At 60.5% G+C, this 21,488-nt stretch carries 21 protein-coding genes; 13 read left to right on the top strand and 8 right to left on the bottom strand.

From position 1 onward, the window contains the following. Nucleotides 1–6: 6 nt before the first annotated feature. From IP81_RS17635 to IP81_RS17600, 8 genes are all read right to left on the bottom strand, one after another. A complete protein-coding gene (locus IP81_RS17635; RefSeq protein WP_054109312.1) occupies nt 7–759 on the bottom strand; it encodes an SDR family NAD(P)-dependent oxidoreductase in 753 nt (250 codons plus the stop codon). Next, nucleotides 759–2,387 carry an FAD-binding oxidoreductase gene (locus IP81_RS17630; protein ID WP_082356282.1) on the bottom strand — a complete coding sequence of 543 codons (1,629 nt, stop codon included), beginning with the start codon at nt 2,385–2,387 and terminating at the stop codon, nt 759–761. The genes IP81_RS17635 and IP81_RS17630 overlap by 1 nt, the downstream gene beginning before the upstream one ends. After that, the gene (locus IP81_RS17625; protein ID WP_054109311.1) at nt 2,384–2,710 is read right to left on the bottom strand and encodes a cytochrome c; all 327 of its coding nucleotides are present in this window, start codon (nt 2,708–2,710) and stop codon (nt 2,384–2,386) included. Before IP81_RS17625 ends, IP81_RS17630 begins: the two co-directional genes overlap by 4 nt. A gap of 156 nt (nt 2,711–2,866) precedes the next feature. Further along, complete coding sequence (locus IP81_RS17620; RefSeq protein WP_231627105.1) at nt 2,867–3,718, bottom strand: HAD-IIA family hydrolase; 852 nt, start codon at nt 3,716–3,718, stop codon at nt 2,867–2,869. Then, the gene (locus tag IP81_RS17615; RefSeq protein ID WP_054109310.1) at nt 3,715–5,187 is read right to left on the bottom strand and encodes a biotin carboxyl carrier protein; all 1,473 of its coding nucleotides are present in this window, start codon (nt 5,185–5,187) and stop codon (nt 3,715–3,717) included. The genes IP81_RS17620 and IP81_RS17615 overlap by 4 nt, the downstream gene beginning before the upstream one ends. Further along, on the bottom strand, nt 5,184–6,518 hold the full coding sequence (locus tag IP81_RS17610; protein WP_054109309.1) for an acetyl/propionyl/methylcrotonyl-CoA carboxylase subunit alpha: 1,335 nt from the start codon (nt 6,516–6,518) through the stop codon (nt 5,184–5,186). The genes IP81_RS17615 and IP81_RS17610 overlap by 4 nt, the downstream gene beginning before the upstream one ends. A gap of 1 nt (nt 6,519) precedes the next feature. Further along, nucleotides 6,520–6,966 carry a biotin/lipoyl-containing protein gene (locus IP81_RS17605; RefSeq protein WP_054109308.1) on the bottom strand — a complete coding sequence of 149 codons (447 nt, stop codon included), beginning with the start codon at nt 6,964–6,966 and terminating at the stop codon, nt 6,520–6,522. 7 nt (nt 6,967–6,973) lie between these two features. Then, on the bottom strand, nt 6,974–8,191 hold the full coding sequence (locus tag IP81_RS17600) for a Tm-1-like ATP-binding domain-containing protein (protein WP_054109307.1): 1,218 nt from the start codon (nt 8,189–8,191) through the stop codon (nt 6,974–6,976). A 127-nt stretch (nt 8,192–8,318) separates the two neighbouring features. On the opposite strand from IP81_RS17600, the gene IP81_RS17595 reads away from it, so the two are divergent. From IP81_RS17595 to IP81_RS20595, 13 genes are all read left to right on the top strand, one after another. Next, a complete protein-coding gene (locus IP81_RS17595; protein ID WP_054109306.1) occupies nt 8,319–9,119 on the top strand; it encodes an IclR family transcriptional regulator C-terminal domain-containing protein in 801 nt (266 codons plus the stop codon). Between the two features lie 86 nt (nt 9,120–9,205). Then, nucleotides 9,206–10,219: an NAD(P)-dependent alcohol dehydrogenase gene (locus IP81_RS17590; protein ID WP_054109305.1), complete on the top strand. Its 1,014-nt coding sequence runs from the start codon at nt 9,206–9,208 to the stop codon at nt 10,217–10,219. 52 nt (nt 10,220–10,271) lie between these two features. Continuing rightward, the gene (locus IP81_RS17585; RefSeq protein WP_054109326.1) at nt 10,272–10,817 is read left to right on the top strand and encodes a VOC family protein; all 546 of its coding nucleotides are present in this window, start codon (nt 10,272–10,274) and stop codon (nt 10,815–10,817) included. Between the two features lie 23 nt (nt 10,818–10,840). Continuing rightward, complete coding sequence (locus IP81_RS17580; protein WP_054109304.1) at nt 10,841–12,082, top strand: MFS transporter; 1,242 nt, start codon at nt 10,841–10,843, stop codon at nt 12,080–12,082. A gap of 26 nt (nt 12,083–12,108) precedes the next feature. After that, entirely contained in the window at nt 12,109–13,041 is a 933-nt protein-coding gene (locus IP81_RS17575; protein ID WP_054109303.1) for a helix-turn-helix domain-containing protein, read from the top strand. A gap of 166 nt (nt 13,042–13,207) precedes the next feature. Continuing rightward, on the top strand, nt 13,208–15,712 hold the full coding sequence (locus IP81_RS17570; protein ID WP_054109302.1) for a TonB-dependent receptor: 2,505 nt from the start codon (nt 13,208–13,210) through the stop codon (nt 15,710–15,712). Nucleotides 15,713–15,781: 69 nt separating this feature from the next. Further along, nucleotides 15,782–16,315 carry a 2,4'-dihydroxyacetophenone dioxygenase family protein gene (locus tag IP81_RS17565; protein ID WP_054109301.1) on the top strand — a complete coding sequence of 178 codons (534 nt, stop codon included), beginning with the start codon at nt 15,782–15,784 and terminating at the stop codon, nt 16,313–16,315. 12 nt (nt 16,316–16,327) lie between these two features. Continuing rightward, complete coding sequence (locus tag IP81_RS17560) at nt 16,328–16,864, top strand: 2,4'-dihydroxyacetophenone dioxygenase family protein (RefSeq protein ID WP_054109300.1); 537 nt, start codon at nt 16,328–16,330, stop codon at nt 16,862–16,864. A gap of 7 nt (nt 16,865–16,871) precedes the next feature. After that, nucleotides 16,872–17,405 carry a 2,4'-dihydroxyacetophenone dioxygenase family protein gene (locus tag IP81_RS17555; RefSeq protein ID WP_054109299.1) on the top strand — a complete coding sequence of 178 codons (534 nt, stop codon included), beginning with the start codon at nt 16,872–16,874 and terminating at the stop codon, nt 17,403–17,405. A gap of 10 nt (nt 17,406–17,415) precedes the next feature. Beyond that, nucleotides 17,416–18,477 (top strand): aromatic ring-hydroxylating dioxygenase subunit alpha, encoded by a 1,062-nt coding sequence (locus IP81_RS17550; protein ID WP_082356281.1) that lies wholly within the window; start codon nt 17,416–17,418, stop codon nt 18,475–18,477. Between the two features lie 16 nt (nt 18,478–18,493). Next, entirely contained in the window at nt 18,494–19,333 is an 840-nt protein-coding gene (locus IP81_RS17545; protein ID WP_054109297.1) for an SDR family NAD(P)-dependent oxidoreductase, read from the top strand. Nucleotides 19,334–19,556: 223 nt separating this feature from the next. After that, nucleotides 19,557–20,564 (top strand): Zn-dependent alcohol dehydrogenase, encoded by a 1,008-nt coding sequence (locus IP81_RS17540; RefSeq protein WP_054109296.1) that lies wholly within the window; start codon nt 19,557–19,559, stop codon nt 20,562–20,564. Nucleotides 20,565–20,851: 287 nt separating this feature from the next. Further along, the gene (locus IP81_RS20595) at nt 20,852–21,487 is read left to right on the top strand and encodes a hypothetical protein (protein ID WP_157573332.1); all 636 of its coding nucleotides are present in this window, start codon (nt 20,852–20,854) and stop codon (nt 21,485–21,487) included. Nucleotide 21,488: the final 1 nt, after the last annotated feature.

Below are 21,488 nucleotides of genomic sequence, written 5' to 3'. Positions count from 1 at the left end.
CGGGCATTAATGGGCGGTTTGGCCGCCATCGATGGTGAATGTTGCGCCGTTGATGAAGCTGGCTCCGTCTGAACACAGGTGCAGGACAGTGGGGGCGATTTCTTCAGGGCGTGCAGCGCGGCCCGATATGTTTTGTGCAAAGAACATGTCGGTGAAGGCGTTGCTATCGGCCCAGTGCTGCGTCATCGGGGTGACGACAAAGCCCGGCGCGATGGCATTTACGCGGATGTTTTCGAGCGCATATTCGACTGCGGCCGCTTTGGTGAGGCCGGAAACCGCGTGCTTCATCGCGCAATAGGCGCTCATATTGGGGTCTGCGATCAGGGCGCCGACGCTGGCGGTGTTGACGATCACGCCGCCGCCAACGCTAAGGAAATGAAGGATTTCGGCCTGCATCGCGAAGAACACGCCCTTGAAATCGACATCGATAGCAAGGTCCAGTTCGTCTTCGGGCACTTCATGGATCGGGCGTTGCGGGGGCAGGACACCGGCGTTGTTGAAGGCCGCGTCCAGCCGCCCGAAACGCTCGACGCATTCGGCGACGAGTGCGGTGAGTTCTGCGGATTTGCGCACATCGGTGTGGCGGAAAATGGCACGGCCACCTTCGCCCACGATCATGTCGACGGTATCGGCGGCGCGGGCATCGATATCGCCGATCATCACGGCGGCACCTTCGCGCGCAAAGGCAAGCGCGGTGGCGCGGCCGATGCCGGTGGCAGCGCCGGTGATCAGCACGGCTTTTCCTTCAAAACGCATCATCAGATGATCCCCGATTTGCCCGGGGCAAGGATGCCGTTGGGGTCGATGGCATGCTTGATCTTGGCGTTGAAACCGCGATTCACCTCGCCATATTGCTGTGCCACTAGGTCCATCGAATTGACCCCGGTGCGGTAGCTGGCCCAGCCTTGCGCGCCAAAACGGGTGACCAGTTCGCGATAGCAGGCGTCGGCTTTTTTCTCTTGCTCGGCATCGGATTTGTCGAACAGGAGCGCGATGATGTGGTGCAGATCGCGCCAGCCGATGGCGTAAGCGGCGGTGTAGTCGAAGCCGTACTTCTCAAGGATGTCCTTGGCGAGAATGGTCTGGCGTTCGGCCTCCACTCCGCGCGCTGCGGCCACAGGGGCGAACCATGCAAGGCCGCCGCCCGCACCGCGCCAGCGCAGCAGGCCGATCTCGTCGAGATTAAGCCCGCCTTCCATCAGCGTGGCGTGGTGGTGGAACCACGGGTTATCGCCCATTTCGGCAGAGGTCAGCACTTCGCCGCCGCTTGCGCCCAGGCTGGCGCGGATGATTGGCTCCACCGCCGCCACGGTCTGTTCGGTGCCATAGAGCGCGAAGTAGGTGTTCCACATGCCCAGACCATTGGCCTTGGCCGCTTTCTTCAGCGAGGCCTCGTCCAGCGGAGCGCCATCGGGCACGATCTCATTGCGTCGCTTGAACATGGCGAGCTGGTACGACGCGCTCATCATCAGGTTGCAATTGGCCACAAGGCTGGAGACACGTAAGGGACGCATGGCCTCGATGATGCGCGGGACATCGCCCATTTCGGCGTGGCGCACCATGAACGGTTTGTAGACCGGCGGCTTTGGCATCAGCCACAAGCCCATCTTGGTGACAACGCCGAAATTGGATTGGGTGAACAATCCATCGAGGTAGGGTCCGTAGCCCCATTTGAACGCCTGCCATGCGGTGCTGCCCTTGATCGAGCCCATGCCGGTGCGCATCACTTGCCCATCGGGCAAGACCACTTCCATGCCGCACTGGAACATGAAGTGTTCGCCATAAGGGGTATATCCCACCCCGCGATCGAGGGTGTTGCCAACCGGCGATGCGATGGGGCCGACGGTGGGCACATCGATCCACAGCGGAATGTTGTTCTCTACCAGATAGTCCTTGAGCTGCTGGTAGGTAACGCCGGGTTCCAGCAGACAGGTGCCAAGATCGGCATCCACCTCAAGGATGCGGTTCATCCGTTTCAGATCAAGCACGACCTGGCCGGGTGTGGCAGGGGCAGCCATGCCATAGCCCATGTTCTTGCCGGTGGAGATTGGCCAGAGCGGCTGCTTGTAGGTATTGGCGATGCGGACGATTTCCTGCACCTGCTCCACCGTTTCGGGGCAAACCGCGCCGATGGGCACATGGCGGTTCAGCGGATCGGGCACATAGACTTTGGCATAAGGGGCGACCGCCTCTTCATCGCCGAACACCCATTCTGTGCCGACAACGCTGCGAAATGCCTTCATCGCGCCCGCAAAATCGGCCTTGGTCATGTGCGGGGCAAGCGGGGCGGGGCTCTGTGCGCTGGCTCCGGTGCCAAGGCCAAGGCTGGCCGCGCCGAGGATGCCTGCGCCGAGGAGGCCGCGACGGTCCAGATTGATCTCGCTCATTGGCCGTGCTCCTGCTTGCGCGCCGCGCTTTTCTGCACCCATGTGGCGAGCGCTTCGAGTTCGGACGGTGTAACTTCGGTGGTGCGAAAGGCGGGCATGCCGTTCTGGCCGTGGCGGACGATGTATTTGACCGATTCCGCAGGCAGCGCACGCCCGAGGATGATCGGGCCGACATTGCGCCCGTGGCAATAGCCGCAGGTCTTGGCGTAAATCTCGTCAGGCGTGCGCGCGCCTTGCACTTCCCCTAGCTTTTGGGCGGCCCCCAGAGGCACCGCTCCGGCCAGCATACTGGCAGCCACAATCGCCACGGCAATTCGCGTCATTCCCGGCTCCTCAATCCCTACAGGGTGCGGCCATTGCTGTGCCGCTTTCCCGGTCCTTTTGCTTTGACCAACATTACCAGTGCTTGGTGGGAGAGCTACGAAAAGCACTCCCCGCCTGTTCCATCTGGTGAAATTTCCAAAAACGGTGAGGCCCGATTATCCGCCCCGCAGCGTGGTGAGCAGCGGTTCAAGATCGGCCAGCAGGCAAGAGGGGCGGCTATGTTCGGGCAAGTCGGCATCGACCGACATCACACCTGTTGCCAAGCCCACCGAGAGGGCCCCTGCATCGTTTGCCATGCGCATTTCCAGCGCGGGGTCATCGCCCACCACGACCATATGCTTTGCCGCGCTGCGCGGCAGGCCCATAACGCCAAGGGCCGTTTCGAAGGCCACGCGTGACGGTTTGCCCAGAATGCGCGGGCGTTTGCGGGTCATAGCGGTGAGCATGGCATTGATCGGATAGCTGGCCCCGATGGCGCGGCCGTTTTCGGTGGCGAAGAAGGGCACGTTGCTGGCCGTGACCAGCCGCGCGCCATTCCACAGCGAATGGCAGCCTGCTTCTAGTGCATCGAAATCAAACTCGCGGAACCATCCAGTATAAACCGCTTGGACGCCTTCTGCCGCCTCCGATGGTCCGACCACTTCGAGGCCGGCATCGATAAGCGGCGCGGCGCAGCCCGCATTGCCCAGCACGCGCACTTTCGTCAGGCCGGTTTTGGCGAGCCAGATCGCGGCGGATGATGAGGGCGTGAGCATCTGGCGGTCTTCCACCGGAAACCCTGCGTTGCGCAGCGATTGCGCATAGGCGGCAGGCGGCTTGGCAGTGCCATTGGTAAACACGACAAAGGGCGTGCCCGCCGCCTTGAGCGTTTCGAGCACGGCGATGGCGTAGGGCAGCGCGCGGTGGCCGCCGCTTTTGGAATCCCCCAGCGCGATGGTGCCGTCCATATCGAAGATGAAGCCCGCTGCGCCGCGCAAGCGTGGGCCGAGGTCTGCGTTCAGTTTCAAAGCGATGCTCCGGCATGGAGGGCGAGGCGGAAAGTGCCGCGTTCAATCACGAGATCGCGCGCATTGGGCTTGGCTGCGAGCTGGCGCAAAAGCGACAGGATGGGCGCGGCCTGTGGCGAATAAGTGGCGCGCGAACGGCCGGCGGCAAGCATGGTGTCGACCTGTTCGCGCGGCATGACGGCGCGCAGCAGGAATTCCTCGTCGGGCAGGTTGGTGCCGAACTGGCGGCGCAAATCGGCCAGCGCGGGGAACATTGGTTCGTTCTCCAATTCGCGCGAACGGGGGCGGTCCATGATCGTGGCCAGCACTGCCGGATCGACCGGCGAGGTGGGCTTGCCGAATTTGCCCATGCAATAGCGGATCACCTGATCGGACACTTGCGCATAGCGGGTGTCGCCGATCACGTTGAACAGCGCCTGTGTCATGACCATTTGCGGGAACGGCGTGACCATGATCGGAAAGCCGAGATCGGCGCGGACTTGCCCGGTTTCGGCGATCACCGCGTCCATCCGGTCTGACAGGCCAAGCTCTTCAAGCTGGCGTGCTATGGTAGTCATCACACCGCCTGCGATCTGGTGGCGCAGGAAGCTGGCATCGAAGTTTTGCGGCATGCCGGGGGGCAGGCCTTCAGCCAAGGCGACTTGCTGCCAATAAGTGGTGAGGCGCTTGAGGGAGACTTTGTCTATGCCGACATCAAAGCCTGCTTCTTCAAGATTGGCGACCATGCGGTTGGCTTCGGGCAGCGAGGAGCCATCGCCGCCGGGGCCGACGCCGACGTGGATTGCCGAAATGCCAAGCCTGGCCGCTTCAAGGCTGGACATCATGCCAAGGCCGACGGTGGTGTGGGCGTGAATTTCGAGCGGGCGGTTGCCGATGGCTGCCTTGATCGCAGGAGCCAGCGTGCGCACGCGGTCAACCGATAGCAGCCCTGCCGGGTCCTTGATGTAGAACAGGTCTATGTCGGGGCTTTGGCCGACAGCGCGGGCGAAATCGGCATAGAACCGGTCGGTGTGGATTTCCGAGAGGGTGAAGGTGAGCGCGGCCATGACTTCGGCGCTGCCCTCACCCTTCACCAGCTTTGCCGCTTCGATCACGGCGGGCACCTCATGCATCGGATCGAGCAGGACGAAGCGCCCGACACCGTTTGCCTGAAGCGCGCGATAGACCAGCCGCATGAATTCGGGATCAGCCTGTTGCCATGCGATGAAACGCAAGCCGGTGGTGATGAATTGCAGCGGCGTCGTCGGCATGGCCTGTGCCATGCGGCGCATGCGTTCCCACGGATTGTTCCTGAAATATCGCACCGCCACGGCCATGTGGCTTGACGAGGAAAAATCGATCGCGCGAAAGCCGCAAGCCTCGGTAAGCGCGGCGGCTTGCAACATGTGCGCGGTGTGAAGGCCGGTGGCGCCCCACAGGCTCTGGTTGCCATCGCGCATGGTGACGTCGACGAGTCTTATCTCGGTCATTGGGCAAGTCCGTTGAGAAAGCCGGTATCGACGCCGCCTGCGATAAAGCGCGGGTCTGAAACGATGCGGCGATGGAGCGGGGTGGTGGTGGGCAAGCCCTCGATGTGCAGCGATGCCAGCGCCTTGTTCAGCCGCTCAACGGCCTGTTCGCGGGTCTGGCCATGCACGATCAGCTTGCCCATCAGTGAATCATAGAACGGGGGCACTTCGCCGCCGGTGCTGATATGCGTATCGACGCGCACGCCTTCGCCCGCAGGCCATGCCGCGCGGGTGGCGCGGCCCGGCGAGGGGCGGAAATCGGCATCGGGGTCTTCGGCGTTGATCCGCACTTCGATGGCGTGGCCGACCGGGCGGACCATCGCTTGCGTCAGCGAGAGCGGCTTGCCCGATGCCACCAGCAATTGCTGTTCGACGAGATCGACTCCGGTGATCGCTTCGGTGACAGGGTGTTCCACCTGAATACGGGCGTTGAGTTCGAGGAAATAGAACGAGAAATCGGTCGCATCGACGAGGAATTCGGCGGTGCCTGCGCCGCGATAGGATAAGTGGCGGGCAAGGCGCACGGCGGCTTGTTCAACCGCTTCACGCGCGGCCAGCGGCATGGCGGGCGCGGGCGCTTCTTCAACCAGCTTTTGGAAGCGGCGCTGAATAGAGCAATCGCGGGTGCCGAGGTGAATGGCATTGGCGCCATCGCCCAGAAGCTGGACTTCGACATGGCGGCCCATCGCGACGAAGCGTTCGACATAGACCGCAGCATTGCCGAATGCGGCTTGGGCTTCGGCCTGCGCCATATCCAGCGCACTATCGAGATCTTCGGCGCGATCGACGCGGCGCATGCCTTTGCCGCCGCCACCCGAAACGGCTTTGAGCAGTAGCGGATAGCCGGTTTGTGCAGCGCGGGTGTGGACATCGGCGCGGGTGGCCGCTGCGCCGCCGGGGAGGACCGGAAGCCCGGCTTCAACTGCCAGAGCGCGGGCGGCAAGTTTATCGCCCATGCCATCAAGTGTGGCGATATCGGGGCCGACAAAGCGCATTCCTGCGGCCAGCACGGCGCTGGCGAAGGCGGCGTTTTCAGACAGGAAGCCATAGCCGGGATGGACCGCATCGCAGCCCGAACGCACCGCAGCATTAACCACGCGCTGGACCGAAAGGTAGCTTTGGGCAGAAGGGCCGGGGCCGACGATGGCCACGTCATCGGCCATTCGCGCAGGAAGCGAGGCTGCATCAGCCTCTGACGCGCCCAGAACGGTGGCGATGCCCATCTTCTGCGCGGTGCGGATCACGCGCAGCGCGATTTCGCCGCGATTGGCGACAAACAGTTTGCGGATCATGTCATGCCAGCCGGAAGAGGGGCTGGCCTTTGGCGACCAGCGTGCCATCGGGCACAACGATTTCCGCAATCGTGCCACTGCGTCCGGCGTGGACCGGATTCATCAGCTTCATCGTTTCGACAATGCCGATCACGGTTTCGGGGCCAACGGTGTCTCCCGGCGCGGCAAACGCGGGAGCGCCGGGTTGCGGGGCATGGTAGAAGGTGCCGGGCAAGGGCGAACATATGGCGTTGGGATCAACCGCTGCGCTGGTGGGCTGCACAGCCACTTCGCCCGCTGCGCCTGCCCATTGCCATTCCTGGGTAAGGCTCTCGCCCGCTACGTCGCTCTTGGCGATCCGCAGGTGGAAGCGGCGTGTGGACAGGTCCAGTTCACGGTAACCCGACTTTTCGAGGATCGCGGCAATCTCGGCCACGTCTTCGTGGCTGAGCGGGAGATCATTATCCATTGTCAGATCAAACCTTTACGGCCAGCATTTCGCGCGCTGCGGCAATTACCGCATCGGAGAAGGCCTCGTCGTTGAAATGGGCGTCGATGGCGGTGACAGGCACGTTATCCGGCATGACTTGCGCCAGATATTCCGCGAAGGGGCCGGGTACGGAAAGGTCCTGCAAGTGGCCTTGCGCGCTGTCATGGCTGGAAAAACCGCCGAGCGGGGTGAACACGCGCACCGGGCCTTTGGCATCGCGCACATTTGCCGCAAGGTGATCGGCAAGGCGTTTGAGATCATCCACGCCCGTGCGCACAGCGGTGAGCTGCGGGTTGTGTTCGTGATAGCGGCGGCCGGGGAACTGCACCTCGGAGATGTTGAGCGGGCCGCCGATGATGAAGTCGGCATTGCCGGGGGCGATGATCGTGGGAATGCCTTTGGCGAGGCCAGCCTTGCCGCGATCCGGCCCGGAATCGGCCAGACCGCCGAAGATGTGATCGAGGATTTCGGTCTGCGACAGATCGAGCACCAACGCTGCGTCTTTGTCGTGCGCCAGGGCGTCGAGCGTGGGGCCGCCTGCGCCCGATGAGTGGAACACCATGACTTCGCAGCCATCGGATTCCAGTGCCTGCCGGATACGCTTTACGCTGGCTTCTGTGGTGCCCAGCGTGGTGATCAGGACCAGTGGCTTGTCAGGGCCTTTATCGCGTTTGTAACCCTTGGCCATGCCGGCGACGGCGTGGGCGGCATTGCGGAAAACGTCGTGGCTGATCGTGTTTATGCCGGAAATATCGGTCACCGCGTTCATCATCGCGATGTCCTTCACGCCCATGTAGGGCTTGGTGAAGCCCGAGGCCATGGTCGAGACGATCAGCTTGGGCAGGCCATAAGGGAAGCTTTGCATCAGCGCCCCTGCCAGTGCCGATCCCATTGATCCGCCAACCGCGAGAATGCCCGAGAGGGGGTTTTGCGCATCCCATGCATGGGCCGCAGCAATGGCACCGCGGATCATCGCATCCTGACATTTGCCTTCGTGGCCCAATGCCCGCACGCCTTCGATTGTCATGCCAGCGCCCTGCGCCACCGTTTCGGGCGAAATCTCGGCACCGCCCACAGTGCGGCGGACGCTGGGATCAAGGTGGACCACGTCAACGCCTGCGGCTTCGAGAGCGGCGCGGGTGAAGCGGGCTTCCTCTTCCTTGGTATCCTGCGTGCAGATGAAAAGGACGCTTGGCTTGGTCATGTTGGTTCCTCTCTCCTTTCCGTATAGCTGCGCCAGAGTGGTTGACTTTGCACGGGTGTTTCGAGAACTAGCGTTGCACAAGGTGAAACACAGATTTTGCCGGGAGAGGATTCGGAAGGAAAATGCCATGCTCGAACAGCGGGTAAAGACCGTGCGCGCGCTTGAACGCGGGCTGGACGTGCTGTTGGAAGTGCAGACGCGCAAAGCTGCCAGTCTGCACGAGCTGCATCAGGCAACCGGACTGCCCAAGGCGACGCTGCTGCGGATGTTGGTGACGCTGGGCCAGAAGGGGATGATCTGGCAAAGGTTGGCCGACGGAGCCTATCTGCCGCATGTCAATCAGGTGGAGCGGGCATCGTTCACGATGGCGAGCCGCATTGCCGAGATCGCCTCGCCCCATATGAAGGCGCTATCGACGCGGATGGCCTGGCCTTCGGTGCTAGGCGCGCCCCGGCTTGACCATATGGAGATCATCGAGACCAACAGTCCGTTGTTCCGGCTCGATTCGGCCACACTCGGACCCATCGGTGTGAAGCTCTCCTATATCCATACCGCCACGGGCCGCGCCTATTTGGCAGCGTGCGGGGATGCTGAACGGGATTCGATCATAGACCGGTTGCGCCCTGCCAATCCCCCGGAAGGAAGCGAGGCGGAACTGCGCCAGATGTTGAGCGGGGTCCGGCAACGGGGCTATGCCACCCGAGATCCCATGATGCCTTGGCCGGATCGTTCGAAACAGCTTGTTCTGCGCGATGGCCGGCGGTCGATGGCGGTGCCGATCATGGTCGAGGGATCGCCCATCGCCACGATCAATGTGACGTGGCCGACCCGCCGGGGCACAGACGAGGCGGTGGTCAAGCGGCACCTTGAAGCGCTGAAAGCAACCGCACGTGCCATTGGCGAAGCATTGGAGAAGAACCCTAGGTAAATTTCACCATGTGAAAACTGTATGCCCAGCTTATTATGTCTGGGCGCTGAATCGGCAATGCTCCGCAACAAGGGAGAAAAGTGCCGATGCGTCAGTGGTTGATATCCGCAGGTTCCACCTCGCTTGATGACGTCAAGTTGATCGAGGCCGATGCCCCGGCTCCGGGGCCCGGCGAAGTGGCCGTGCGTGTGCGGGCCTGTTCGATCAACTATCGTGACCAGATCATTCCTCTGGGTCTGTATATGGGCAGGCCGGTTGATACCGACACTGTGCCGCTGTCCGATGGCGCGGGCGAGATTGTGGCGGTGGGCGAGGGTGTGACTGCGTTGAACGCAGGCGACCGGGTTGCTGGCATCTTCTTTCAGGACTGGATGGACGGACCGCCCAATCCCGGCATGGGCGTGGCACTGGGAGCGCCGCCTGCGCCGGGGATGCTGCAAGACGTTGTAATTCTGCCCGAACACGGCGTGGTGAAACTGGCTGAGACACTCGACTTTGCGCAGGCAGCCTGCCTGCCTTGTGCCGGGGTAACAGCGTGGAACGCGCTGATGGAAGGGCCAAGGCCTGTTCAGGCTGGCGATACCGTGCTGGTGCTGGGCACCGGCGGCGTATCGCTGCTGGCGTTGCAGATCGCCAAGGCAGCGGGCGCGACCGTTATCGCAACCTCTTCCTCTGACGAAAAGCTGGAACGCGTTAAGGCGATGGGCGCCGATCACGTGATCAATTATCGCACCACGCCGGATTGGGGCGCAGAAGCGGCGCGGCTTGCGGGCGGCGGGGTAACCAAAGTGGTCGAGGTTGGCGGGGCAGGTACGCTCAAGCAATCGATCGCCGCAGTCGGCTTTGCCGGTGAAATCGCGCTGATCGGCGTGTTGACGCGCGAAGGGGACACCAACCCGCACGGACTGATGTTCAAGGGTGCGTCGATCCGGGGGATTTTCGTCGGGTCCAAAGACATGGCGCAGCGGCTCAACGCGTTCGTTGATGCCCATGGCATCAAGCCGGTCGTCGACAAGGCCTTTGCGATGGAATCGGCCAAGGATGCCTATGCCTATCAGTCGTCTGCGGGGCTTTTCGGGAAAGTCGTGATCACGCTTTAGACGCATTTTGGGCGCCGCCGTCCGCAGAGACGGGGCGCGGGAGAGGATGAGGATGGCGAACGTGCTGGGCTTCGGCCAGCCGCTTGGCGGTGTGATGCAGACTGCATTTGTGGTCGAGGACATCCGTGCCTCGATTGCGCATTTCCAGCGCGATTGCGGGGCTGGACCCTTTTTCCTGCTCGACCACTTTCTGGGGCCGGACCAGTTTCACAGGGGCGGGGAATCGCATGCTGACGTGGCGATTGCCATGGGCTTTGCCGGGCATATGCAAATCGAGCTGATCCAGCCGCTGGATGATCACCCTTCGGTCTATCAGGAGACCATCGGCCAGCACGGCTATGGCTTCCATCATTTTGGTATTGCCTGTGCCGATGTCGAGGCTGTGCTGCCGGATTATCTGGCGCGTGGCTATCAGATGGCTTTCAAGGCTGCGGTGCCGACCGGTGGCAGCGTTGCCTATCTGGAAGGCGGAGACGCAGCGGCATCCGGCTTTCTCGAACTGATCCCGGCAACGCCCGTTATGGATGCGCATTTTACGGCGATGTGGGCCGCTTCGCAAAACTGGAACGGGTCAGACCCCGTCCGACCGTTCATCTGAAGATATAAAAACAGGGGGGAAGGATGAACACAAACAACACTGCAGAGCCAAAGCGGGCCGGATACCAGATCTGGGTGACCGCGCTGTTGAGCCTGAATTTCGGCATCCTGTTTTTTGACCGCAATGCGCTCAACTTTCTGATGCCGTTCGTGCAGCCGGACTTGCAGCTTTCGAACACGCAAGTCGGCATGTTCAGTTCGGCGCTTTCGCTGACATGGGCGCTATCGGGGCTGGCGGTGGGCCGCATTTCGGACAAGCTGGGATCGCGCAAGCCGGTGATCGTTGTGGCGACGGTGGCGTTCTGCCTGTGCTCGCTCATCTCAGGCGCAGCGTCATCATTTCTGATGCTGCTGGGCGCGCGATTACTGATGGGCGCGGCAGAGGGCGGCGTGATGCCGGTGAGCCATTCGATGATCGTGGCCGAGGTTGCGCCCGAACGGCGCGGGCTGGCGATGGGCGTGGCGCAAAACCTCGGGTCGAATCTGCTGGGATCGGGCCTCGCGCCGGTCCTGCTGGTGCCGGTGGCCGTGGCCGTGGGCTGGCGCACGGGGTTTTACCTCGCCGCTCTACCCGGACTGTTCACCGCTGCACTGATCTGGTTCACGCTGCGCGAACCGCCGGTGCAAGTGCATGATGATGCCGCGCCAACGGTGACGCTGCGCGAAGCGTTCCGCCACCGCAACATGATCTTGTGCGCGCTGATCTCGATCCTGCTCGTATCCTATCTGGTGGTGTGTTGGGCATTCATGCCGCTGTTCCTCACCAAAGAGCGCGGCTTTGACCCAGAAACAATGGGCTGGCTGATGGCGACGCTCGGGATTTCCGCAGGGCTTGGCAGCTTTGTCGTGCCTGCGATTTCCGATGTGATCGGGCGGCGGCCGGTGATGATTTTCTTCTCATTTCTGGGGGTCATCCTGCCCTTGGCCGGGCTTTATTATCAGGGATCAACGTGGGTGCTGGCGGGGATATTCTTCTTCGGGTGGGGCCTGAACGGCTTGTTCCCGATGTTCATGGCAACAATCCCGGCAGAGTCGGTCGATCCCCGGTTAACCGCGACGCTGACCGGCGTGGTGATGGGCACCGGCGAAGTGCTTGGCGGTGTGCTGGCACCGTTCATCGCGGGCGCAATGGCCGATGTTTATGGCCTTTCTGCACCCTTGTGGCTGATGCTGGTCTGTGCAGTGTTGGCGGGGTTCTGCACGCTGGGACTGATTGAATCCGCCCCGCGCGTACTGGCGCGGCGCAACACTGCGGCATTTGCCTGAGCTTTACGCACAACGGAAGAACAACCATGGCTGCGCTTCTCAAGTTCAATACCAGCGATGTCGCTCCGTCCGAGCGTGCGCGTTACTGGAACGAGATCGCCGATCGGGCCTTTACCGGCACTTTCGTGAACGTGCCGAGCGAGGACTTTACCGGGCAAATGCTGGCGTGGCGGGTCGGCCAACTTGATATGATCCGCACCGATTCCACGCATTCGGCAGTGGGGCGCACGCCCCTGCCGCAGAATGAGGAGCGGTTGATCCTGCATCTGCAATGCCGCGGCACCAGCACGCACGAACAGAAGCGCGCTGAATGTGCGCTGCAACCGGGCGATTTTGTGCTGGCCAGCCCGCATGAGCCTTATTCGATCAAGCTGAGCGGCCATGAAATGCTGGTTGTTGAATTCCCTCGCGCGCCCTTAGTGGATCGCTTCGCGGGCGTTGATGATGCCCTGATGCAGCGGATGTGCGGATCAACGCCGGGCGGGCGGGTTTTCCACGATTTCCTGCTTTCGCTTTGGCAGCATGGCGAACGTGCGGGCGAGGACCCAGAATGGGAGAGCGGCGTCAACACCGTTTTCTATGATTTGGCTGCAATGGCCATGCGCGGTGCGCAGCGGCCGCAGGCTATGGTCGGCGATGCCGATTTGCGCGCAAAGGTGACGGCCATGGTGTCGGCGCATCTTGATGACCCGCTGCTGCGCACAGCATCGATTGCCGATGCCTGCCGCATTTCCGTGCGGACGGTCCAGAATGTGTTCGCGGCTATGGGCACGACGCCCACCGCCTATGTTCTGGAGCAGCGGCTGCGGCGGGCAGCCGATCGCTTGGTTGCGCGGCCCGATGCCAGCATCACCGAGATTGCGTTTGAACTGGGCTTTAACGACAGCGCCTATTTCACCCGCTGTTTCCGCCAGCAGTTTGGCGCAGCCCCGCGTGATTGGCGTTTGGGGCGCCGATAGGCTTCATAAAATCAGTGCATTACCGCGCAGCATTTGCGCGTTAGTCCTGATCGGTTTGCGCGCCAGTGCAAGCCACCACTTTCGTTAGCACCTATTACGCTCACGAGATCTTGGGGACCATCCTTGCGGGAGGTTCTACAATCAAGGCCAAAAGGGAGAGATAAGCATGAGATTGGCATCGATATCCATTGCAGCGCTGGCAACGGCCATTGCTGCACCAGCATTTGCGCAGGACAATGCGCAGGCTGAAGAAAACACCGGCGGTATCGCCCAGATCGTGGTGACCGCGCAGAAGCGTGCAGAAAACGTCCAGGACGTTCCTATCGCGATTTCGGCGTTCAGCGCAGAAGCGCTGCAAGAGCGCGCCATTGGCAGCGTCGCTTCGCTATCCAACATTTCGCCCAACGTAACGCTTGATGCCGGTACACCGTTCTCGGGTTCGTCGGCGGTGCTTTCGGCCTACATTCGCGGCATCGGTGCAAACGACTTTGCCTTCAACATCGATCCGGGTGTGGGCGTCTATCTTGACGGCGTTTATCTGGCGCGTTCGGTTGGTGCGAACCAGGATCTGCCCGACGTTGAGCGCATTGAAGTGCTTAAAGGTCCGCAAGGCACCCTGTTTGGTCGCAACACCATTGGCGGCGCGATTTCGATTGTCACGCACGATCCGGGTGATGAATTCCGCTTCAAGGGTGATGTGACAACCGGCCGTTTCGGTCTGCTGCAAACGCGTGGCACGGTTGATATGCCACTGACCGATGGCCTTGCTGCCTCGGTCAGCTTCTCGACCAAGAACCGCGATGGCTATGTCAAGCGCGTGGCCTTCCCGGGTGCGAGCAACTTCGCATCGACGCCGATCACCAATTACAAGGCTGCGGGTTATAACAACATCGGTCTTGGCACCGAGGGTGGCGACAACAGCTGGAACCTGCGCGGCAAGCTGCGTTATGACAATAAGAGCAATCTGCGGATCACCGTTTCGGGCGATTACAGCAACATTGACCAGTCGCAGTTGGCCAACACGCTGATCTCGACAACGCCAGCGGTGTTTGCAGGCACGTACAATTGCGCGATTGAAGGCATTGTAGCTGACAGCTGTGGGGGCGGTCCCCCTTCCTTTGCCTACATCGGCGGCATCGGCGGCCTGAACGGCATCTTTGATAACCCCAGCGTGTTCGGCGTGAATGTCGATAATGACCCGCGCAACAACCGTCTGCCATATGACAACCGGTTCGTTTCGAACGATATCGATGTGTCCTATGCCAATGGCAACAACTACTCGAAGATGCAGTCGTACGGCGGTTCGGGCACGATCGAGTTCGATCTTTCCGACACGATGATGCTGAAGTCGATCACGGCCTATCGCGAACTGCACTGGAATGCAGGGATGGACCTCGACAGTTCGCCGTTGAATTTCCTGCACACCAGCTTCACGATGAACCAGTACCAGTTCAGCCAAGAGCTTCAGCTCAATGGCTCGGCAATGGACAAGAAGCTGAACTATGTTCTGGGCGCATACTTCTTCAAGGAAGCGGGCGATCTTCATGACTATGTGACCTTCGCCGAAGGTCTGTTGCAGGTTGATGGTCCCAATGATCTTTCGACCAAGAACTATGCGTTCTTCGGCCAGATCGATTACCGCCCGACCGAACAGTTCGGGATCACCATCGGTGGCCGTTACACCAAAGAAGACAAGGAATTTGAAGGCTTCCAGTCCGATGCAAACGGCCTGACCTACAAAATCCTCAACCAGATCGGCGTGCCACCTTGCGCTTCGATCAATCCGATTTCGGATGCTTGCCGCGTTGCGGCCGGCTTCCCCAATCAGGGTCAGCCGCTGCGCTATTACATTGCCGGAACGCAGCGCAAATCGTTCAGCGACTTCTCGCCGAAGATCGGTCTGCAATATCACCCGAATGACGATGCAATGGTTTATGCCAGTTGGTCAAAGGGTTATAAGACCGGTGGCTGGACAACCCGCTTGTCCAACCCGCTGCCAACCGCGCCTGATTTTGACGAAGAAAAGGCAACGACCTGGGAAATTGGCGTGAAGTCAATGTTCCTCGACAACCGTCTGCAAATCAACGCAGCGGCATTCCACACCGATTACAAGGGCATCCAGCTGAACTTCCAGCAGGGCGTCTCGCCAACCATTCAAAACGCTGGCGATGCGCGGATCAAGGGCTTTGAAGTGGAGGTCGTTGCGGCCCCGACAGACGGCTTCATGATCAATGCTTCGGTTGGTTACACCGATGCAACCTACACGGCGGTTCTGGCAGGCGCGCAAGTTGCGGCCAACCCGTTCCAGGCAGGCGTGTTCCCGGGAGCAGAATTGCCCAAGACGCCAAAGTGGAAGTTTAACGTCAGCCCACGGTATGAATTGTCGGTTGGTGGCGATGCCAAGGTGGTGATCCTTGGTGATTGGACCCACACCACATCGCTGTGGAACGATACCGAACGGGCGTTCCTGCTTCAGCGTGGACCGACCGATATCGTCAATGGCAACATCAGCTATAAATCGGGCAACCATTGGGACCTGACTGCTGGCGTGACCAACATCACCGACGAGCGTTACCTTGTGACCGGCCAGGCCCAGATCGCAGGCGGTCAATTCTACGGCACCTACAGCCGTCCGCGCGAATGGTTCGTGCGGGTTGGCGTAGACTTCTGATCTAACGCTTGGGCGGGCGGGGCCGTATCGGATGGTCCCGCCCGCTTCCACCTTATCAGGGAAATAACAATGGCTGAAGCAGCGCACGCCGAATTCTGGAAAGACATCAAGCCAGTAGCCAAGGTGTTCCGCGAGGGCAGCTTGCCCGAAGTCTATCTCCCCAAGATTGCCGAGGGTGACGAACGCTATTGGGTGCCGATTTCGGAAACCGTATTTTCCAAGCCGGTCTGGATCAGCCCTTCCAAGAATATGTGGGCCGATGTGCTGATGAGCAAATCGGCGGGGCTGGTAAACCGTCATTACCACCCGCACCCGATCTGGGCCTATACGATCAGCGGCAAGTGGGCCTATCTGGAACATGAATGGACCGCGACTGCTGGCGATTTCGTCTATGAAACGCCGGGCGAGAGCCACACGCTGGTCTGCTATGAACACGAAGACCCGATGAAAGTGTTTTTCGTCGTCTCCGGCCCGCTGATGTGGCTGGACGAAGAGGGCAATACCGTAGGTCATTACGACGTGTTTGATTACATGCAGGCCGCGCGCGAGCATTACGACAAGGTCGGCATCGGTGCCGATTATGTCGATACCTTGATCCGCTAAAGGGACCAGACCATGACAGTGATGACCGCTCCGCCTTCCAACAAGGCTGAGATCGTTGACGTGCCTTTTGCGCACAAGGATCTGGTGGCGCGGTTAAGCCCCGGCGGGCGTTATATCGATGCGCAGACCGATATGGACAGCCCGTGGGTGCCGTTCGGCGATAATGCCGCGATCAAGCATCTGGCGTTCGATGTGCGGCAGAACCTCTATTCCAACATCCTGTGGGTGAAGGGGCCGGGCGTGATCGGTACGCATTTCCATCGCGGCACGATCACGATGGTCTGCCTTGAAGGCAGCGTGCGCTATCTGGAATACGATTGGGTGGCCACACCGGGCGGGCTGATCCTGGAAACACCGGGCGAAAGCCACACGCTCGTCACCGATCATCCGCAGGGCTGCAAGCTGTTCGGCTGGATGCAAGGCCCGATCGAGTTTTACGACGAGAACGCCACACTGGTCGATACCACCGACGTATGGTGGTTCATCAACCACTACGAGACGCATTGCCGCGAGAACGGCATTGCGATCAACCCCAAACTCTATCTCTGAGGCAATCATGGCCACGATGAGCGCACCGCCTTCGGGCGCATACAAAATCGTTGATGTTCCCGAACTTTACGGCGATCTGATCCGCACCAAAGGCGTCGAGGGCAGCTATGTCGGCTCGTCCGAGGCAGAAAGCCCGTGGGTGCCGTTTGGCGATAATGCCGCGATCCGTCATCTGGCGTTTGACGTGCGCGAGAACGTTTATGTCAACGTGCTGTGGATCAAGGGGCCGGGTGTGATCGGCACGCACAAGCATCGCGGTAAAGTGTGGGCAGTCGGGCTGGAAGGCACCTTCCGCTATCTCGAATACGATTGGGTCTGCGGCCCGGGCGATTTCATCACCGAAACCCCGGGAACGGCACATACGCTGGTGACCGACGATCCGGGAGGCATGAAGGCGCTGTTCCACATGCAAGGCGCCAACGAGTTCTTTGACGATCAGGGCAACCATGTCGAAACACTCGACGTGTGGTGGTTCATGAACCACTACGAAAGCTACTGCAAAGAGCACGGCATCGCGATCAACCCCGCGCTCTATCGCTGACGGTGAAGGCATGAGCGGCGAGAGGGTTCCGGTTCCGAAGCTTCCCGCCACGCCTGCGGGCACGTACTTGCGCAACACATGGTATGTTGCGGGCTGGGCTGCCGATCTGGGCGAGGCACCGCAGCAGCGCACGTTCTTGGAAGAGCCGGTCGCGCTGTTCCGCGATGCAGATGGCGTGGCGCAAGCGGTGAGCGGCCGCTGTCCGCATCGGTTTGCGCCCTTGGGGCATGGCAGCGTGGTAGAGGGCGCGCTGATGTGCCCCTACCACGGCTTACGCTTTGACGGGGCAGGGCGCTGCGTCCACAATCCGCATCCCGGCGGGCAGCTTCCCGATGCGCAATTGCAGGTCTATCCGCTGGTCGAGCGCAATGCGCTGTTGTGGATATGGATGGGCGATGCGGCAAAGGCGGATGCGGCGCTGATCCCGGACTTCGGCTGGCTATCGGACCCCAAGTGGGAGGCCGTGCGCGGCGCTACCGTGGCCGAGGGGCACTACGAGCTTTACAGCGACAATATCCTCGATCTCAGCCACGCCAATTTCGTGCATCCCGCGCTTGTCGCCAGCGCCTTTACCGAGGGTGAGCGCAAGTTCTGGCAGGATGGCGAACATGTCTTTGCCGAATATGTGCGGCTGAACGATCTGCTGTCTGTCGGCATATCGGCGGTGATGGATACGGCGGGCAAGCCGCAGGATTTCTACGGCCTCGTCCAATGGCATGCGCCCGCCGTGCTCTATTTCGATTTCCGCGCGGGCGATCCCGGCACGCCGCGCGAGGATTGCACGCTCCTGCCATCGCTCCACGCCTTCACACCCGAAACGCCTGATACCACGCACTATTTCTGGGCAACAGCGCGCGATTACAAGCTGGGCGATGCAGACTTTACCGCCGCGATGCGCGGCGCGCTGGAGTTCGCGTTCGAGCAGGAGGACATGCCGCTGATCCGCGATAGCCACCGGCTGATGCGCGGGCAGGACTTCTGGGATCTGCGCCCGCTCGTCCTTGGCGGCGACGGCGGCGGGGTGCGCGCGCGGCGCATGCTGCAACGCCTGATCGACCGCGAACACCAATAACCAAACGAGGATGCCAATGGGAACGCTCGACAAGTTCGATATCAAGGGGCGCAGCGCGCTGGTCACCGGCGCGGCATCGGGCATCGGCCTTGCCTATGCCGAGGCGATGGCCGAGGCGGGCGCGGCGGTGACGCTGGCCGATATCGACGCCGCCGGGGCCGAGCGCGAAGCGGCACGGCTGCGCGCCGAGGGCTATGAGGCACGGGCCGATACGATTGACGTGGCCGATTGGGATCAGGTGGTTGCCGCATTCGATGCCCACGCCAAGGCCTATGGCGGGCTGGACATCTGCTTTGCCAATGCCGGGATCGATACCGGCGCGGGCTTCTGGAACCCGGCTGGCCACCGCAATCCCGATGGCCAGGTTGATACGTATGATCCCAAGCGCTGGGAACGTTCGATCCAGGTGAACCTCAACGGCGTGTTCCATACCGTCAGCAATGCAGTGGGCTTGATGAAGCAGGAAGGCCGCGCCAACGGGCGCACCGGCGGTTCGATCATCACCACCGCATCCAACGCCGGACTGGTGACCGAGCCTATCGTCGGCCTGCCCTATATGCCTGCCAAGGCGGGCGTGCTGCACATGGTGCGCGCGCTGGGGCTGGAACTGGCAGAGTTCGGCATCCGCATCAACGCCATCGCGCCGGGGCCGTTCGTCACCAACATCGGCGGCGGCTGGCTCAAGAAAGACCCGGTCGCCCGCGCGGCATGGGACGCCATCGTGCCGCTGGGCCGCGTGGCCGAAACCGACCAGCTCAAACCGCTCGCCCTGCTGCTGGCGTCCGATGCCTCGGACTACATGACCGGCAGCCATTGCGTGATCGACGGCGGCATGATGCTCGGCAAATTCGGCTGATCGCTCACGAAGGATAGTGGGCCGATGCCATTTGCAAACATGATGGGTCCGGAAACCCACCCCGCTGCGACTAATTTCGCCTTTGGCTCAATAAGTCTCGCTCCCCTCCCTTGAGGGAGGGGGCTACCCCCTAAACGCCCCTCCCTCAAGGGAGGGGTTGGGGTGGGTTTACGACGCTTGTGTTTGCAACCAACCTCACCGCCAAAGGATAAGGAACACCCCCATGCGCGCCGTCGTCATGCAGGATTTGCACCAGCCGCTTGTCGTCGCCACAGTCGATGACCCGACGCCCGATGCGGGCGAGGTGGTGGTGAAAGTGGGGCGCTGCGGCATTTGCGGGTCCGATCTGCATATGACCGAAGACCCGGCCTATGGCATGGGGCGCGGCTCGATCCTTGGCCATGAATTTGCAGGCGAAGTGGTGGCGCTCGGCAAAGGGGTGGAAGGGCTCACGCTGGGCGATGCCGTTTCGGTCATCCCGTTGAAAAGCTGCGGCACTTGTGCTTCCTGCCGCGCGGGCGAAGTCGCGTGGTGCGATCACTTCGGCTTGCAGGGCGGCGGTTATGCCGAATATGCCAAGACCCGCGCCAACCAGTGCATCCGCCTGCCGCGCACCGCCGGCATGGACGACGGCGCGATTATCGAGCCGCTGGCCGTGGCGCTGCACGGCGTCAACATGTCGGGCATGAAGCCGGGCGATAAAGTGCTGATCCTCGGCGCGGGGCCGATCGGCCTTGCCGTCGCCTTCTGGGCGCGGCGCAAGGGCGCTGCGGATGTGATCATTCAAGACCTCGCCACCTTCCAGCAAGACCGCGCGCTGGCGATGGGCGCAACCGGCTTTTGCATCAGCGCGGGTGATCCGGCGGGCGCGGTGGACGCGATGCTGGGGGCCAAGCCCGATATCGTGTTCGAATGCGTCGGCGTGCCCGGCCTGATCGCGCAAGCGGTGGAACAGGTCCGCAAACGCGGCACAATCTGCCTGCTCGGCCTGTGCACCCGCCCCGATACCTTCAACAGCTTCGCCATGCTGTCCAAGGAAGTGCGCCTGATCACCTCGGCCTTCTTCACCCGTCAGGAATACGAAGAGGCCCTCGACGCCCTCGACGCAGGCGCCGCCGAACCCCGCGCGCTGGTGACCGATACCATCACGCTGGCGCAAACCCCGCAAAAGTTCGAAGCCCTGCGCAACCGGACACATGATTGCAAAGTGCTGATTGCGCCGGGGTTGTAGGGACTGGCACTCCATCACCGTAATTCCAATTCGGGGTTCCAAAATTGCCCACTCGGCGTCGGTCAGACTGCTTGGCAAAAGCAGTTCGGCTCTGGCATACTGCCGACGGATGGTGCGGATTCAAATGTGCAACTCCGCAGATGTCTCGCAGCTACGACCGAATCACATCACACTGATATTACCCAACTTCTTTGTCAGTCAGCCTCTAAAATCTGTAGTCCTGAATTCATAAAAATTTACAAAAGCATGTTAAAAGCCAGACTGGAGCAGTATTCATATCGAAGTTCTTGAGTGATGAAATATTTCTTTGTATTTTTTTTGGTATGAGTGATTCGTCAATTTCTCAAGATATGCAAGGATATGAAGCTTTATCTGCTTATGATCGAGCCATTGCAATAGAAAATTTGGATTTTGATCAAAAAATTCAAATACTTACAGTGATACATAATCACTATATGATGGATATTGAGCAAATTTGGAAGAGGTCAACAATATTTTTATTTCTAAGTTCCGCTCTTCTGGCTATTATTTTTTCAAAAGATAGTATAAGTGATCCTTTGTACAGAATAATTTTTTCAATGTTTGGTCTATTAACATCCTTAACATGGATTTGTGTTTCAAAAACAAGTTATAATTGGATTAAAATTTGGCGGTCGAAATTTATTGAGGTGGAGAGTTTTGTAAATCCATTCTTGTCATTTTGTATAGGCGAAATGAAAAGATCGAAATGGAAAGACGTAATGGGGAGGCCGCAAATATACTCCATTATCTTATCGGGAATTTCAGTTCTTTCTTGGAGCGTTATATTCGGTTTGCAGATTTACGATTATAAACACCCCGAACTTAAAGAAGCTAGTAAGGCATTAACTTCGTCCGAAAAAAATCAGCGGATAACGGTGGCAGGTCCGAAAACCCCGAAATAGG

It is taken from the genome of Novosphingobium sp. AAP83 (assembly GCF_001295795.1).
Lineage (GTDB): Bacteria > Pseudomonadota > Alphaproteobacteria > Sphingomonadales > Sphingomonadaceae > Novosphingobium.
This window is presented reverse-complemented; position numbering and strand designations above follow the sequence as displayed.